The following is a 13,512-nucleotide window of genomic DNA, read 5'->3' as shown; positions in this document are numbered from 1 at the left end:
CGGCTATCTCGCCCCTCGCGGGCTGATGCGCAAGCGCGCATTGCCGTCGAGCGTGACGGTGCGCGCCGCCAGATCGGCATGGAGACGGTCGGCGGAGAAGGTGCCCTGCCGCACCGCGCCGGTCACCGCGCCGCCGCTGGCGAGCTGGCGCTGCTTCAGGTCGACGGTCGCATCGCGCGTGTCGAGCCGATAGCCGTCGGGGCCGATGAAGTGGATCGGCCCGTTCACATGCACCTGCTCGCTGTCCATATCGTAGCGGCCGGTATCGGCGTGAAGCTGCGCCGGGCCGTCGGGAAGCTGGATGCGCGCGTCGAGCGCGTTGAGCTGCACCACCGGCTCGGCCGAGCTGCGTTGGACCGCGGAGCCCGCATTCAGGGTAAAGGGCTGACCCTTGGCATCCTGTCCGCGATATTGCGCCCGCTGGATCTTGAGCCGTTCGTGCGCGACCTCAACCTTGTTCTTGTCGAGGACGAACGAGACGTCGCCGCTGGAATAGATCGGCGCCATCACCAGAAACGCCGCGAGGATGCCGACACCCACAGGCAAGCCGAACGAAAGCAACGACATCAGCCGGTCGTGACGGCCTCCGGGCGCGGCCCAGCGCGCCCGCGCCGAACGCGTGCGGCGTGCGGGCGCGGCAGCGGTGGCTGCTTCAGGCATGCGCGAAAATATCGATTTCAGGCCACCCCGCCAGATCGAGCGCGGCGCGGGCCGGAAGGAAGTCGAAGCACGCCTGCGCCAGCGGCATGCGTCCCTCGCGCAGCAGCCGCTTCTTCAGCTCGTCCTGCAATCGATGCAGGAAGCGCACGTCGGACGCGGCATAATCCTTCTGCGCGTCGCTGAGATCGGGGCTGCCCCAATCGGACGACTGTTGCTGCTTCGACAGGTCCTGCCCGAGCAGCTCCTTGACCAGCTCCTTCAATCCATGCCGGTCCGTATAGGTGCGGATCAGCCGCGACGCGATCTTGGTGTCCCAGGCGGGGGCGGCGACGATGCCGAGGTAATGCTGCAGCGCCGCGATGTCGAAACGGCCGAAATGATAGAGCTTGAGCCGCGCGGGGTCGCCGAGCAGCGCCTTCAGATTGGGCGCCGCGTAGGTGCTGCCGGGCGCGAAACGGACGAGATGCTCGTCCTCCCCACCGTCGGACAGCTGCACGACGCACAGCCTGTCGCGCGGTGTGATCAGCCCCATCGTCTCCGTATCAACCGCGATCGCCGCGCCGGCCGCGAACAGCGCGCCCGCGGGCAGGTCTTCCTCGTGCAGGTGAACCGTCATGCTCAAGCCCTAGCGGGTGGCCGTCCGCAAGGGAACCATCAGCCCGCGGCCCGCCGCCGCCGCGCCAGCAGGTTGAGCGCCTCCACCGCGACCGAAAACGCCATCGCGGTGTAGATATAGCCCTTTGGGATGTGGACGCCGAACCCGTCCGCCACCAGCACTAGCCCGATCATCAGCAGAAATGCGAGCGCCAGCATCACTACCGAGGGATGCCGCGCGATGAAGCGCGCCAGCGGGTCGGCGGCGAGCAGCATCACCCCCACCGCAATCACCACCGCCGCCATCATGATCGGCAGGTCGTCGGTCATCCCGACCGCGGTCAGGATCGAATCGATCGAGAACACCATGTCCAGAGCCAGGATCTGGATCAGCGCCGCCCCGACGGTGATCGTCGCGACCCCGGCCGCGCCCTTCTCCCCGCCCGGCGCATCGAGATTGTGGTGGATCTCCTGCGTCGCCTTCCACAACAGGAACACGCCGCCCGCAATCAAGATCAGGTCCCGCCACGAGAAGTCGGTCGAGAAACTGGGCTCGCCATGCGTGTCGAGCGGCCCGCGCAGACCCAGGTCGATCACGGTCGCGGTCAACCGCGTGATCCACGCAATTGCCGACAGCAGCAGCAGGCGCAGCCCCAGCGCCAGTCCGATGCCGAGCCGTCGCACGCCCCGCTGCCGCTCGGCCGGCAGCTTGTTGGTCAGGACCGAGATGAAGACCAGATTGTCGATCCCGAGCACCACCTCCAGCACCACCAGCGTCAGCAGCGCGGCCCAAGCGGCGGGGTCGGAAATAAGCTGCATGATCGCGGTCATGCCTTATGCCTGTGCCGTTCCTGCCACATTTAGGCAAGGAAGCGTACTAAGCGGCGTCGAATCGCCTCGCACCGCCTTGCGGAATAGGCTAAGGCACCAATCAAGGCGCAAAAGGTTTCGCGCCCGGCCGCGCGTGTCCGACGTCCGACGCACGCGGCTGGCGAGCATTGGACGAGTCGGGAAGACGAACAGGGTTATGGGTTACGACAAGGGTGGCCGCGGCAATCGTGGCGGGCGCGGCCGCGACAAGCGCGACGATTTCGGCGGCGGCAGCAGTGAATTCGGCGGCGGCGGTGATTTCGGTGGCGGCGGCTTTGGCGGCGGCGGTTTCGGCGGCGGCGGTGACCGCGGCGGCTTCGGCGGCGGCGGATTCCGCAGCGGTGCCGGTGGCGGGGGCGGCGGCTTCGGCGGCGGTGGCGGCGGTGGTGGCTTTCGCGGCGGCGGTGGAGGCGGTGGCTTCGGCGGCGGTGGCGGCGGCAACCGCATGCCTCCCCAGGTCGTCGGTGAGGGCACGGGTGTCGTCAAGTTCTTCAACGGCCAGAAGGGCTTCGGCTTCGTCGTCCGCGACGATGGCGGCGAGGACGTGTTCGTTCACATCTCCGCGGTGGAGCAGGCGGGACTGACCGGGCTGGCCGAGGGTCAGCCGCTCGGGTTCACCCTGGTCGATCGCGGCGGCCGCATCTCGGCGACCGACCTCAAGATCGACGGCGAGCCGATGCCGGTTACCGACCGCGCACCCCCGCGTGAGCCGCGCGAAGGCGGCGGCTTCGGCGGCGACCGCGGTCCGCGTCAGGGCGGCGGCTTCGGTGGCGCCGGCGGCGACCGCGGCGGCGCGCCGCAGCGGCAGCTGACCGGCGAAAAGGCGACGGGCACCGTCAAGTTCTTCAACGCGATGAAGGGCTTCGGCTTCATTCAGCGCGATGACGGCCAGCCGGATGCGTTTGTCCATATCTCGGCGGTCGAACGCGCGGGCATGCCGACGCTGAACGAGGGCGACAAGCTCCAGTTCGAGCTGGAGGTCGACCGTCGCGGCAAGTATGCCGCGGTAAACCTGGCCCCCGGTTCGTAAGCGGATACGCAGCGACAGAACGGCCCGCCCGGGGAGACCCGGGCGGGCTTTTTTCGTGGATGGCATCGTTGCGTCGGCCAATCCATTACAGCGCCGACCGCGGCTACAGGCCGTCCCAATGCTGCTGCGCCATCAGGTTTCGCAGTGTTTCCCGACCGGTCCATAGCGCTGCCGTCCACCCGCACGCCTGCGCGCCGGTGACGTTCGCAATCTTGTCGTCGATGAAGAAGATCGCGTCCGGGGTGAGCCCCGTCGCGGCCTCCACTGCCCGATAGAAGGCCTTGGCGGGTTTGGAACTGCCGAGCGCCGCGGCATAGTGCATCCCATCGAACTTGCTGCGGAGGTCGAGCCGCTCCCACAGATGACTCGCCCGCTCGTGCTCCTGAACCGTGGCGAGATGAACCTCCATCCCCTCGCTGCGCAGCCCTGACAGTTCGTCAAGCAGACGGCTGTCCAGATGCGCGTCGTTGGCGAACCAATAGGCTATCAGCTGGTCGCACGTCACCGGGCTCGATAGCTCCGCGAGCGCCAGGGCAAGCCGCGCGCGCAACGCTGCCCGGCCATGCACCACGTCCGCCCAATGGCGTTCGAAGAATACCCGCCGAAGATCAGCAGCCGACAGGCCGATGTCCTTCTCGAGACCTGCGCTCCACCCGGCGGCATCCGGGTGCGTGACGAGCACGCCGTCCACGTCCACCATGATCGCCCTGCGCCGCATGCCGGATCGAACCACGGCGCGAGAGCGGGAGCAAGCCTGCTGTCTGGATCGCCTGCCGGAGCCGAAAGCGCGCCGATCGACTGGCGCAGGCTGCATGGCGCGTCGCATCGCCAGCGTGTATCGGCGGTCGCGTGAAGCGGCTCCTCTCCCTCGCCCTCCTGGCAGCGGCTCCTCAGGCGGCGCCGCCGGTCGCCGCGCCCGCCGCCATGACCGACGCGCCGGTCCCCGTCTTCGTCGCCCGCGTGGTCGCGCGCTACCCGCACGACACGGGCGCGTTCACCGAGGGGCTGCTGTATCGCGACGGCGCGCTGTACGAGAGCATCGGGCTGGAGGGCCGGTCGGAGGTCCGCCGCGTCTCGCTCGTTGACGGGCGCGTCACGGCGCGCGCGCGCATCCCGGCGAGCGAGTTCGGCGAGGGGCTGGCCGCCTGGGGCGAGGAGCTGGTCAGCCTGACCTGGCATGGCGGCGTCGCGCATCGCTGGGACGTGCGCACGCTGCGCCCGCGCGGCAACGGCCGGTTCACCGGGGAGGGCTGGGGGCTGACCAGCGACGCGGCGGGCTTTGTGCAGTCGGACGGGACGGCGACGCTGCGCTTCCTCGATCCGCGCACGCTTGCCGTCCACCGCACCGTCACCGTGACGCTGCGCGGCCGCCCGGTGACCCAGGTCAACGAGCTGGAGGCGGTCGACGGCGCGCTGTTCGCCAATGTCTGGCATACGCCGTACCTGCTCCGCATCGACCCCGCGACCGGGCGCGTGACCGCCGTCGTCGACCTCCGCCCGGTGGTCGCGCAGGTGCAGGTCACCGACCCGGAGGCGGTCGCCAACGGCATCGCCTGGGACGCCGCCCACCGGCGGCTGTTCGTGACGGGCAAGCTGTGGCCGGCGCTGTTCGAAATCGCGCTCGACCCCGCTACCCCGCCAGGATAAGCGCCGCGCCCGCCAGAATGCCGCCCACCGCCGCCGCCCGCCGCCCCGTCACCGCCTCGCGGAGGAACAGCGTCGCGATCACCAGCGCCGTCACCATCCCTGTCTCACGCAGCGCGGCGAGCGGCGCGGTCGGACCGAGCGCATAGGCCCACAGCGCGACGCCGTAGGTGGCGACCGACAGCACCCCCGCGGCCGCGCCCGGCCGCCACTGCGCGCGCAGGTCGCGGAACAGCCGGCCGCGCGTCAGGCTCGCGAACATCGCCACGCTGATCGACCCGATCAGCACGAAGTCCCATACGATATAGCTCGCCGGGGACGGCGCGGCGCGCACCCCGCGCGCGTCCGCGATCGTGTAGAGCGCGGTAGACGCCCCGGTCAGCAGCGCCCAGCCGAGCGCACGCGCGTCGAGATGCCGCCCCAGCACCAGCGTCAGGATCGCGGCCCCGATCAGCGCGATGCCGGCGGAAGCGGTGGTGGCGATCCGCTCGCCGAACAGCCCGATGCTGATCGCCGCGGTCAGCAGCGGCGCGCTGCCGCGCATCACCGGATACGCCGCCGAAAGATCGGCCAGCGCATAGGTGCGGATCATCGCGTAGAGATAGACCAGGTGCACCGCCGCGCTCGCCAGCAGCCAGTGCTCCGCCCCGTGCGGCCAGGCGACGAAGGCGGCGGCGGGCAGCAGCACCACCGCGCTCGCCCCGTCGGTGCTGCCGCGCGCGACCATCCGCGCGTGGAGCGGGTCGGCCGCGCTCGACCGGCCGCCCTTGACGATCGCGTTGACGACCGCGTGGATCGATCCGGACGCGACCATCATCGCCGCGGGAATCGCGAACGCCGTCACGCCGCCGCCAGCCGCTCGCGCGCGCGCCGCCAATGTTCGCCCATCCGCCGGTCGAGCGCGGGCGGCAGGACGGGGAGCAGCCCCGACCCCGGATAGACGGTCAGCTCGCCGAACAGCGGCCGTCCGTCGACCTCGTAGAAATCTGCCCGGAGAAAATCGTGTCCTTTGGCCAGCGCCTCCGCCGCCGCGACGATGCGGTCCAGCGTCGCGGGCCGGGCGGGGTCGCGCTCGCCGGTCGGCGGCGACACGCGCCGCCACCGCCGGTCCATGACGATCCAGCGATGATCGCCTGCGCGATCGAGATGGACCTGGACGAACTCGACGCGGCCGCCGAACACGAAGCACTTGTAATCGACCGGCAGCACCGCGCCGCAGCCGATATAGGGCTCGACCAGCAGCCCGCGCGGCGCGCCGCGATACGCCCATTCGTCCAGCCAATAGCCATAGCCGTGCCCGCCCCAGCGCGCCGTCCGCCGCCGGACGTCGGGCCAATCGGCGGGATCGGTCACGATCGCCACCCGGCCACAGCCCGCCCGCGGCTTGACGACGACCGGCAGCGGCCAGGGCGGTGCCGCCGGTAGGGTGTTGCCATGCCACAGCGTCGGGATCACCCACGCCTCGCCCAGCTGCGCGGCGACCAGCGCCTTCACCGCCACCTTATCGGCGAGCGGCGGCAGCCGCGGGTCGCGATCGAACAGCTTGCGGTGCTGGACCCATTCGGTGAACAGCCGCGGCGACGCCAGCCGCAACCGCCGCCGGTGCCGCCACAGATAGGTCAGGTGGACGCGCGCGGGGGCGAGGAGGGGAACGGTCACGCGGCGGCTCGCATGCCCTTCCTTAGCCGATCACGGCGCCGGTGCGAGGGCGGTTCACGCGCGTGCTGCCGCGTCCGGATGTGGCCAGATCGCGATCGCCCGCTCCGCCAGCTCGCGGCTCCGCTCCTCAATCGCCGCCTCGTTCCACTCGCCGCGGCTGGCGAACCATTTGTTGAGCGCGAGCAGGCTGGCATCGAGCTTGGCGCGTTTCGCCTCGAACATGCCGTTCCCGAGTGCGATGTTGAGCCGATCGGTCGTCAGCGTCAGATTGCCGAGCGTATGGATCAGCCGCTCTCGCCGGTCGCGTGCGGGCTGGTGGGCGGTGAGGTCGGCGTTCGCGGGCAGCGGCCAATGCGCCTCCCACGACTGCGGCATGACATGTTCGACCCATAGACTTGACGGCCGCGCCAGCTTCTCGGCGAACGGCCCGCGGCTCGCCACCTCCAATTCCCAGAGAACATCCTGCAGGCGTTCGCCTTTGACAAACCATTTGTAGAGCGGGTTGTTGACGATCGCGAAGCGCAGCTCATCATTGGACGGGAACAGCACGGCGGGACCGGACTGCTCGGCAAAACTGTCGACGAACGAGGTCAGCGACGGACCGCCATCGCGGAGAAAGCGCGCGCCGATCCAGCAGCGGCTTGCCGTTGCTGTTCAACGTCTCGAAGATCACCTGTGCATCATCACCGTCAACCAGGGTGGTTCGTGCCATAACGGCAGCAGCTCGACCTCGCCCCATTGGTATTTGCGCTGATAGAGCGGCACCATGAAGCGGCGCGGATCGCGCAGCACCTCATTCACCACATAGTCCTTGGCGTCCATCGCATCCCCCGCTTCTGCGTCATCGCTGGTGGCCGCACGCGGGCACGCGCAAAATTTAAATCGCTGAAAGGAAACGGCGCTTCACGTCACCAGCCGCTTCAGCGTGTCCAGCCGGTCCGCCTCGGCGGCGGGCTTGTCGGTCCTGATCCGCGCGATGCGGGGGAAGCGCATCGCGACGCCGCTCTTGTGGCGCGCCGACAGGTGGATCGAATCGAACGCGACCTCCAGCACCAGCGTCTTCTCCACCTCGCGCACCGGGCCGAAGCGGTTGAGCGTGTGGGTGCGGACGAACTTGTCGAGCTCGGCGATCTCCTGGTCGGTGATGCCCTGATAGGCCTTGCCGACCGGCAGCAGCTCGCCGCCCGCCGCCGGGTCGCAGGTCCAGCAGCCGAAGGTATAGTCGGAATACCAGCTCGATCGCCGCCCGTTGCCGCGCTGCGCATACATCATCACGCAGTCGGCGGTGAGGGGGTCGCGCTTCCATTTGTACCACAGCCCGGCGCGGCGGCCGGTGACATAGGGGCTGTCGAGGCGCTTGAGCATCACGCCCTCGATCGCCGCATCGCGCGCGCCGGCGCGGATCGCCTCCAGCCCGGTGAAGTCGCCCGCCTCGATCACCGCCGAGAGATCGAACCGCTCGGGGTCGAGCCGCGGGACGAACGCCTCCAGCCGCCGCCGCCGTTCCGTCCAGGGTTCGCCGCGCAGGTCCTCGGTGCCGTCGAACAGGATGTCGTAGAGGCGGACGAACGCCGGATAGTCGGCGAGCATCTTCGCCGACACGATCTTGCGCCCGAGCCGCTGCTGGAGCGCATTGAAGCTCGCCGCCCCACCGCCGTGATCCAGGGCGCCGCCCTGGGCCTCGCCCTTCACCAGCAGCTCGCCGTCGACGACGCCCGGCGTGGCGAAGGCGGCTGCGACCTCGGGGAAGCTGCCCGTCACGTCGTCGCCGGTGCGGCTGTAGAGCCGGGTCTGGCCCGCAACGTTGACGATCTGGACGCGGATGCCGTCCCATTTCCACTCGGCGGCATAGTCGTCGAGGCTGACGCGCAGCTCCTCCAGCGGATGCGCGAGCATGAACGGACGGAACACCGGCGTATCGGCCGCCGTCGGCTGCGCGCCCGTTCCCTCCGCCCAGGCGAACAGCGTCGGGTAAGGCGGTGCAATCCCGTGCCACACCTCCTCCACCACCTCGACGTCGAGGCCGAACGCCTGCGCGAACGCGGTCTTGACCAGCCGTGCCGACGCGCCGACGCGCATCGCGCCCGTCGCCATCTTGATCAGCGCATAGCGTTCGTCGCTGTCGAGCCGGTCGAGCATCGCCGCGAGCGCCCCCGGCGCGTCCGAGCGCGACAGGTGGCGGAGCCGGTCGACAACCTCGCTCACGCTCAGCGGGGCCGCCGCGACCGGCGGCTGCGGTTCGGGCCAGAGCAGCGCCACCGTCTCGGCCGTGTCGCCGACATAGTCGCGACTCATCCGGAACAGCACCGGATCGACCCGGCTCTCGATCAGCGCGCGGATCAGCGCCGGCTTGACCGCGGGCAGGTCCAGCTCCTCGGTCAGCGCCGCCATCGCCCAGCCGCGATCGGGGTCGGGCGTGGCGCGCAGGTAATCGGCAATCAGCTTGAGCTTGCCGTTGCGCCCGCGCGTGTAGATGAGGCTGTCGAGGAGCTGCGCGAAGGCGTGCATGGTGGTCGTAACGCGTGCGATCCGTTCGGGTTCGACCGGGCAGCCATCACCGGCTATCGTGCGGCCGGGGGCCAAGCAGATGATCGTACGCCGCGTCCGACGCTTCAGCCGGTTCCGCCGCCATGTCGCGACGCACAACTGGTTCGGCACGGCCATCGATCTCGCGATCCTGGTGCTCGGCGTGTTTCTCGGATTGCAGGCGAACAACTGGAACGCGGCGCGGCTGAACCAGGCGGACGGGCACGAGTATCGCCAGCGGCTGATCGGCGACCTGGCCGACAACGAATCCGATCTCGTTGATCGCGGCCGCTACTATGCCGGGGTGCGTGCGCATGCGCAGCAGGCGCTCGCGGGGCTGGACCGACCGGCGGGCGCGAGCGACGCCGCGCTGCTGATCGACGTATTCGAGGCGACGCAGATCACGCCGCGCAAGGTGAAACGCTTCACCTATGACGAGCTCCTGTCGCGCGGCGCGACGCCCTGGATCGGCGACGCCCGGTTGCGCGAGCAGGTCGCCAACTATTATGTCGGCGTGGCGACCACCAGCGTCACCTTCGACGCGGTGACCCCCTATCGCGAGCTGGTCCGCAGCGGGATGCCGGATGCGGCGCAGCAGGCGGTGCGACGGGCCTGTCCCGAGCGGATCTCGTTCACCCCCGACGGCTCCGGCCGCGCGGAGCTGGCGGCGCAGTGCGCGCCGCTGCCGCTCGATCCGGCGACGACGGCACGCAGTGCCGCGGTGGTGCGCGCGCTGCCGGGGCTGCGCGCGGCGCTCAACCGCCAGATCAGCGATCACGATGGCAAGATCGCGCTGGTCCAGCCGCTGGTCCGCCATGCGCGAGACGTGCGCCGCCTGCTTGGCGCGGCAGATCGGCGATAGGATGAAGGATCGCAAGCGGAGGCATATGCTGCGGCGGGCGGTGAGGGGTGTGGCGCTGCTCCTGCTGATCGCGGCGGCACTGACCGCGAACGGCTACCGCCATGCCCGCGCCGACCCGGTGGTGCGGCAGGCGACGGTGCGGCTGCCCGGCTGGCCTGCGGGCGCGGCGCCGGTCCGGGTGCTGCTGTGGAGCGACCTCCACTCCGGCAACGCCGCGACCGACCGCGCGCGGCTGCGGCGGCTGGTCGCCGCGGCCGAGGCGCTGCACCCGGACCTCGTCATCCTGGCGGGCGACTATGTGGCGGGGCATCGGCAGGCCGACGCCGCACCCGCCGCCGCGATGCTGGGCGAAGTCGGCAGGCTGCGCCCGCCGCTCGGGATCGTCGCGGTGATGGGCAACCATGAATATTGGACGGACGCGCCGCGCCTGCGTCGCGCCCTCGCCGCCGCGGGCGTGACAGTGCTGAGGAACACGGCGGTCCGGCGCGGGCCGCTGGCGATCGGCGGCATCGACGACATGGTCACCCGCCACGCCAACCCGGCCGCGGCGGTGGCCGCGGTGCGGCAACTGGGCGGCGCACCGGTGCTGGTCTCGCACTCGCCCGACATCGCGCCGCGGCTGCCCGCGGATATGCCGCTGCTCCTCGCCGGCCATTCGCATTGCGGCCAGATCGTGCTGCCGCTGATCGGCGCGTTGGTTCAGGTGACGCAGCCGCGCTATCGCTGCGGCGCGGTGCGTGAGGGCGCGCGGCTGACGATCGTCACCGCCGGCACGGGAACCAGCGTCGCGCCGCTGCGCTACGGCGCGCCCGCCGACTGGTGGCTGCTGACGCTGACGCCCTGACGGCGGTCCCAGGCGATAAGCTCATAGGTGATCGACGCCTCGACCAACTGATCCCACAGCGCAGCGAGCGGCTCTTCGGGCAGGCCGGCGGCGCGCGCCCGGGCACGGATATTGGCGATCACCTGCGCCTTGCGCGCCTCGTCGCGCACCGCATCACGGACCGGTTTGATCCGCGCCGCGGCGTCCATATAGGCGAAACGGCGGGCGAGCAGGGCGACCAGCTCGAGGTCAACTTCATCGACCCCGGCGCGGACTTCGGCCATGCTGGTGCAGTCGGGGCCGGGTAGCGTCGTCATGAGCCAAGGCGCATAACCGCTGGGCGGGACAAGTCCAACGCCGCCGCGCCGCCGTTGATTTTCGCGTGTAATTGGGTCAAGGTCGCTGCTCCAATTGCCGCGGTTCCGGCCGGCCGGCAAACGGGTCACCGCAGCTCGTCCACGGGGTCGTCGATGCTCTTTGCCTATCTGCTGCTCGGCGCGCAGGCTGCAACGCCCGCCGTCCTTCCCGCCGCCGCCCCCGCCGCACGGGCCGATCCAATGGTCTGCCGCTATCAGACCGCGACGGGGAGCATCTTCCCCGGCCGCATCTGCAAAGCGCGCAGCCAGTGGATGTCGGTCGATCGTGAGTAGGAGAGGATTCAGCAGAATCGCCGCGTATCGAACACCGTCGATCACGCGCAGGCCGGGACGGTTGGTCACCTTTAGCTTCAGGAGGAACGCCGATGCTCTTCGTTTTCCTGCTCCTGACCGGTCAGGTCACCGTGCCGCCACGCGCCGCCGCTACTGCCGTTCGCCCCGACCCGATGGTCTGCCGCTACCAGACGGCTACGGGCAGCATCTTCCCCGGCCGCATCTGCAAGCCGCGCAGCCAGTGGGCCGCGACCGATCGCGACACGGAACGTGCCCGGCAGAACAGTCGCGACGCGAGCGGCACTGAGTATAGTGCAGGCGGCGCGAACGAGGGCGCCAATGTTGGCGACACCCGCCCGCGTTAACAGGATTTGACAAGCTGATGTTCGCTTACCTGCTTGTTGCGCTTCAGAGCGCGCCGTCCGCCGCCGCGACCCTGGCCGCCCCCGCGCCGCTCGACCGTATGGTCTGTCGGACGGTGGAGACGGCGACCGGCTCGATCATGCCCGGGCGACGAACCTGCAGGCGCAAGAGCGAGTGGGCCGTCATCGACGCGCAGAACCGGCGCGCGATGGACCGGATCGAGATCGAGCGGCAGCGCGGCACGCAGCCGACCAACTGATGCACAGTTGACGCGATTGGCATCCGCCGCTAGGCCCCGCCCCGTCGCAATCGCCCCTGCACCCCGGTGAAGCAGGCGGCCTGCCCCGAGCGATCGGCCAGCAGCGCGAGACCGGGACCAACCTGCCTTCCCCGAAAAGTGGGAACCGGTTTTCGGGCCAGGAAGGCGGAAAACGTCGTTCGTAGATTGAAGGAAGTCTCATGTCGAAGCGCGCCAGCGCCAAGTACAAGCTCGACCGCCGGATGGGCGAGAACATCTGGGGTCGTCCGAAGAGCCCGGTCAACAAGCGCGAATACGGCCCCGGTCAGCACGGCCAGCGCCGCAAGGGCAAGGTCTCCGACTTCGGCATCCAGCTGCGCGCCAAGCAAAAGCTCAAGGGCTATTACGGCGACGTCACCGAGAAGCAGTTCAAGGCCGCCTATATCGAGGCCGCCCGGATGAAGGGCGACACGGGCCAGAACCTGATCGGCCTGCTCGAGCAGCGGCTGGACATGATCGTCTATCGCGCCAAGTTCGCGCCGACTGTCTTCGCCGCGCGCCAGCTCGTCAGCCACGGCCATGTCCGCGTCAACGGGACCAAATGCAACGTCGCCTCGCGCCGCTGTTTCGTCGGCGACGAGATCACGCTGGGGGCGAAGGCGCAGGAGATGGCCCTGGTCATGGAGGCGCAGAGCCTCGCCGAGCGCGAAATCCCGGAATATGTGGCCGCAGACGGTACCGCGAAGGTCACCTTCAACCGTGTGCCGACGCTGGACGAGGTGCCGTATCCGGTGAAGATGGAGCCGAACCTCGTGGTCGAGTTCTATTCGCGCTGAAGCATCGGATTAGCACAGCTGATCCGGCGGCTACTCGGCGCGAGCGGCCGGCCTCGCCACAGCGAGGACCGGCGACGCGGCTTCGCCACGTCGCTGTCCGAACATAACAAGGGACGCCCGCGGCGGCACCCTTCAAATGCCGAGCCACTCCAACGGCGCTGGGAGCTGCTCAGCGCTATAGTCCACCTGAAGCACGCGACGATGCGCGTGACCTGACGCCGCCGCCGACGCATGGAGTACCGGCGTCGCATAGGCCCAGATGTCGCCGCGCGCTGCGAGGCAGATTGCTGTCCCGCATTGCCGAACTGCGTCCGTGATATCCGCTTCCGCGACCCGTCCCAGCCGGTGCGATCCGGGCGCGATCAGCAGCGGGGCGTTGTCGGCCGGCACATCATCAAGGTGGATGCGCAGCGTGATCATCGCCTTCAGGATCGCGAAGGGCGGCTCGACGTGCTGGAGGCCCGCCTTCATCGTCCACGGTCCCCAACCGGGCAGATTGTGACTGCGCGCAACGGCGATGGTGCGGTCCTGATGCCAACCCAGCGCCCAGTTGGTCTCAGGAGTCTTGTCGAATAGGATTGCGCGGACCGGCGTAGCGCACGCGCCCAGCTGCGCAGCGGCAACTCCACCGATCACCCCACCCGCCGCGACCAAGCGGGCGAGGGCGGGATACCCGCGTATGCGAAGGCCCGCCACCGTGCGGCCGACCGTTGTTATCTCCGCTTCCACCGCCGCGAGGACGGGCAATGCGGCGCCC

The 13,512-nt window shown here is 69.7% G+C and carries 19 protein-coding genes; 8 read left to right on the top strand and 11 right to left on the bottom strand.

What is annotated here, in order from left to right; translation table 11 throughout:
• Window positions 1-3: 3 nt before the first annotated feature.
• Genes lptC through ACP2AD_RS03485 form a run of 3 tightly spaced genes read right to left on the bottom strand, consistent with a single transcriptional unit; the run spans window position 4 to window position 2,085 of the window.
• Window positions 4-660 (bottom strand): LPS export ABC transporter periplasmic protein LptC, encoded by a 657-nt coding sequence (lptC, locus tag ACP2AD_RS03495; protein ID WP_425228695.1) that lies wholly within the window; start codon window positions 658-660, stop codon window positions 4-6.
• A complete protein-coding gene (locus tag ACP2AD_RS03490; RefSeq protein ID WP_425228694.1) occupies window positions 653-1,276 on the bottom strand; it encodes a ribonuclease D in 624 nt (207 codons plus the stop codon). Before ACP2AD_RS03490 ends, lptC begins: the two co-directional genes overlap by 8 nt.
• Window positions 1,277-1,314: 38 nt before the next feature.
• Complete coding sequence (locus ACP2AD_RS03485; protein ID WP_425228693.1) at window positions 1,315-2,085, bottom strand: TerC family protein; 771 nt, start codon at window positions 2,083-2,085, stop codon at window positions 1,315-1,317.
• A gap of 196 nt (window positions 2,086-2,281) precedes the next feature.
• On the opposite strand from ACP2AD_RS03485, the gene ACP2AD_RS03480 reads away from it, so the two are divergent.
• A complete protein-coding gene (locus ACP2AD_RS03480) occupies window positions 2,282-3,154 on the top strand; it encodes a cold-shock protein (RefSeq protein ID WP_425228692.1) in 873 nt (290 codons plus the stop codon).
• Between the two features lie 103 nt (window positions 3,155-3,257).
• Here the strand turns inward: ACP2AD_RS03480 and ACP2AD_RS03475 are convergent, their stop codons facing one another.
• Window positions 3,258-3,980 carry an HAD-IA family hydrolase gene (locus tag ACP2AD_RS03475; RefSeq protein WP_425228691.1) on the bottom strand — a complete coding sequence of 241 codons (723 nt, stop codon included), beginning with the start codon at window positions 3,978-3,980 and terminating at the stop codon, window positions 3,258-3,260.
• A 23-nt stretch (window positions 3,981-4,003) separates the two neighbouring features.
• Here ACP2AD_RS03475 and ACP2AD_RS03470 point away from each other — a divergent pair, with 23 nt between their 5' ends.
• Window positions 4,004-4,801 carry a glutaminyl-peptide cyclotransferase gene (locus tag ACP2AD_RS03470; RefSeq protein ID WP_425228690.1) on the top strand — a complete coding sequence of 266 codons (798 nt, stop codon included), beginning with the start codon at window positions 4,004-4,006 and terminating at the stop codon, window positions 4,799-4,801.
• Here ACP2AD_RS03470 and ACP2AD_RS03465 read toward each other — a convergent pair.
• From ACP2AD_RS03465 to ACP2AD_RS03445, 5 genes are all read right to left on the bottom strand, one after another.
• The gene (locus tag ACP2AD_RS03465) at window positions 4,785-5,642 is read right to left on the bottom strand and encodes an EamA family transporter (protein WP_425228689.1); all 858 of its coding nucleotides are present in this window, start codon (window positions 5,640-5,642) and stop codon (window positions 4,785-4,787) included. The two genes, ACP2AD_RS03470 and ACP2AD_RS03465, sit on opposite strands and share 17 nt — an antisense overlap.
• Entirely contained in the window at window positions 5,639-6,457 is an 819-nt protein-coding gene (locus tag ACP2AD_RS03460) for an ATP-grasp fold amidoligase family protein (RefSeq protein ID WP_425228688.1), read from the bottom strand. Before ACP2AD_RS03460 ends, ACP2AD_RS03465 begins: the two co-directional genes overlap by 4 nt.
• Window positions 6,458-6,511: 54 nt before the next feature.
• On the bottom strand, window positions 6,512-7,006 hold the full coding sequence (locus ACP2AD_RS03455) for an HNH endonuclease family protein (RefSeq protein ID WP_425228687.1): 495 nt from the start codon (window positions 7,004-7,006) through the stop codon (window positions 6,512-6,514).
• Window positions 7,007-7,126: 120 nt separating this feature from the next.
• Window positions 7,127-7,279, bottom strand: coding sequence for a hypothetical protein (locus tag ACP2AD_RS03450; protein WP_425228686.1), 153 nt, complete (start codon window positions 7,277-7,279; stop codon window positions 7,127-7,129).
• 81 nt (window positions 7,280-7,360) lie between these two features.
• A complete protein-coding gene (locus ACP2AD_RS03445; RefSeq protein WP_425228745.1) occupies window positions 7,361-8,965 on the bottom strand; it encodes a cisplatin damage response ATP-dependent DNA ligase in 1,605 nt (534 codons plus the stop codon).
• A gap of 79 nt (window positions 8,966-9,044) precedes the next feature.
• Between ACP2AD_RS03445 and ACP2AD_RS03440 the strand changes: the two genes are divergently transcribed.
• Together ACP2AD_RS03440 and ACP2AD_RS03435 are read left to right on the top strand one after the other, a co-directional pair.
• Window positions 9,045-9,845, top strand: a complete 801-nt coding sequence (locus ACP2AD_RS03440; RefSeq protein ID WP_425228685.1) for a hypothetical protein — start codon at window positions 9,045-9,047, stop codon at window positions 9,843-9,845.
• A 1-nt stretch (window position 9,846) separates the two neighbouring features.
• A complete protein-coding gene (locus ACP2AD_RS03435) occupies window positions 9,847-10,689 on the top strand; it encodes a metallophosphoesterase (RefSeq protein WP_425228684.1) in 843 nt (280 codons plus the stop codon).
• On the opposite strand, the gene ACP2AD_RS03430 is transcribed toward ACP2AD_RS03435, so the two are convergent.
• Entirely contained in the window at window positions 10,644-10,985 is a 342-nt protein-coding gene (locus ACP2AD_RS03430; RefSeq protein ID WP_425228683.1) for a chorismate mutase, read from the bottom strand. The genes ACP2AD_RS03435 and ACP2AD_RS03430 overlap by 46 nt on opposite strands.
• A gap of 153 nt (window positions 10,986-11,138) precedes the next feature.
• On the opposite strand from ACP2AD_RS03430, the gene ACP2AD_RS03425 reads away from it, so the two are divergent.
• The 4 genes from ACP2AD_RS03425 (at window position 11,139) to rpsD (ending at window position 12,755) form a co-directional block, all read left to right on the top strand.
• Entirely contained in the window at window positions 11,139-11,318 is a 180-nt protein-coding gene (locus ACP2AD_RS03425; RefSeq protein ID WP_425228682.1) for a hypothetical protein, read from the top strand.
• 92 nt (window positions 11,319-11,410) lie between these two features.
• Complete coding sequence (locus ACP2AD_RS03420) at window positions 11,411-11,683, top strand: hypothetical protein (protein ID WP_425228681.1); 273 nt, start codon at window positions 11,411-11,413, stop codon at window positions 11,681-11,683.
• 17 nt (window positions 11,684-11,700) lie between these two features.
• Window positions 11,701-11,940, top strand: a complete 240-nt coding sequence (locus ACP2AD_RS03415) for a hypothetical protein (protein ID WP_425228680.1) — start codon at window positions 11,701-11,703, stop codon at window positions 11,938-11,940.
• Between the two features lie 200 nt (window positions 11,941-12,140).
• Window positions 12,141-12,755 (top strand): 30S ribosomal protein S4, encoded by a 615-nt coding sequence (gene rpsD / locus ACP2AD_RS03410; protein ID WP_425228679.1) that lies wholly within the window; start codon window positions 12,141-12,143, stop codon window positions 12,753-12,755.
• 132 nt (window positions 12,756-12,887) lie between these two features.
• On the opposite strand, the gene ACP2AD_RS03405 is transcribed toward rpsD, so the two are convergent.
• Entirely contained in the window at window positions 12,888-13,502 is a 615-nt protein-coding gene (locus ACP2AD_RS03405) for a phytanoyl-CoA dioxygenase family protein (RefSeq protein WP_425228678.1), read from the bottom strand.
• Window positions 13,503-13,512 lie beyond the last annotated feature (10 nt).

The sequence above is a fragment of the Sphingomonas sp. genome (assembly GCF_965248875.1).
Taxonomy (GTDB): Bacteria; Pseudomonadota; Alphaproteobacteria; order Sphingomonadales; family Sphingomonadaceae; genus Sphingomonas.
The sequence above is the reverse complement of the archived record's forward strand: the minus strand, read 5'-3'. Positions and strand labels throughout refer to the sequence as shown.

What these genes read in the sequence shown, in the direction of transcription:
- ACP2AD_RS03435 (WP_425228684.1), top strand. Translation starts at nt 9,847, where the DNA reads ATGAAGGATCGCAAGCGGAGGCATATGCTGCGGCGGGCGGTGAGGGGT.
- ACP2AD_RS03475 (WP_425228691.1), bottom strand. Translation starts at nt 3,980, where the DNA reads ATGCGACGCGCCATGCAGCCTGCGCCAGTCGATCGGCGCGCTTTCGGC.
- ACP2AD_RS03440 (WP_425228685.1), top strand. Translation starts at nt 9,045, where the DNA reads ATGATCGTACGCCGCGTCCGACGCTTCAGCCGGTTCCGCCGCCATGTC.
- ACP2AD_RS03445 (WP_425228745.1), bottom strand. Translation starts at nt 8,965, where the DNA reads ATGCACGCCTTCGCGCAGCTCCTCGACAGCCTCATCTACACGCGCGGG.
- rpsD (WP_425228679.1), top strand. Translation starts at nt 12,141, where the DNA reads ATGTCGAAGCGCGCCAGCGCCAAGTACAAGCTCGACCGCCGGATGGGC.
- lptC (WP_425228695.1), bottom strand. Translation starts at nt 660, where the DNA reads ATGCCTGAAGCAGCCACCGCTGCCGCGCCCGCACGCCGCACGCGTTCG.
- ACP2AD_RS03415 (WP_425228680.1), top strand. Translation starts at nt 11,701, where the DNA reads ATGTTCGCTTACCTGCTTGTTGCGCTTCAGAGCGCGCCGTCCGCCGCC.
- ACP2AD_RS03485 (WP_425228693.1), bottom strand. Translation starts at nt 2,085, where the DNA reads ATGACCGCGATCATGCAGCTTATTTCCGACCCCGCCGCTTGGGCCGCG.
- ACP2AD_RS03480 (WP_425228692.1), top strand. Translation starts at nt 2,282, where the DNA reads ATGGGTTACGACAAGGGTGGCCGCGGCAATCGTGGCGGGCGCGGCCGC.
- ACP2AD_RS03425 (WP_425228682.1), top strand. Translation starts at nt 11,139, where the DNA reads ATGCTCTTTGCCTATCTGCTGCTCGGCGCGCAGGCTGCAACGCCCGCC.
- ACP2AD_RS03450 (WP_425228686.1), bottom strand. Translation starts at nt 7,279, where the DNA reads ATGGACGCCAAGGACTATGTGGTGAATGAGGTGCTGCGCGATCCGCGC.
- ACP2AD_RS03490 (WP_425228694.1), bottom strand. Translation starts at nt 1,276, where the DNA reads ATGACGGTTCACCTGCACGAGGAAGACCTGCCCGCGGGCGCGCTGTTC.
- ACP2AD_RS03420 (WP_425228681.1), top strand. Translation starts at nt 11,411, where the DNA reads ATGCTCTTCGTTTTCCTGCTCCTGACCGGTCAGGTCACCGTGCCGCCA.
- ACP2AD_RS03430 (WP_425228683.1), bottom strand. Translation starts at nt 10,985, where the DNA reads ATGACGACGCTACCCGGCCCCGACTGCACCAGCATGGCCGAAGTCCGC.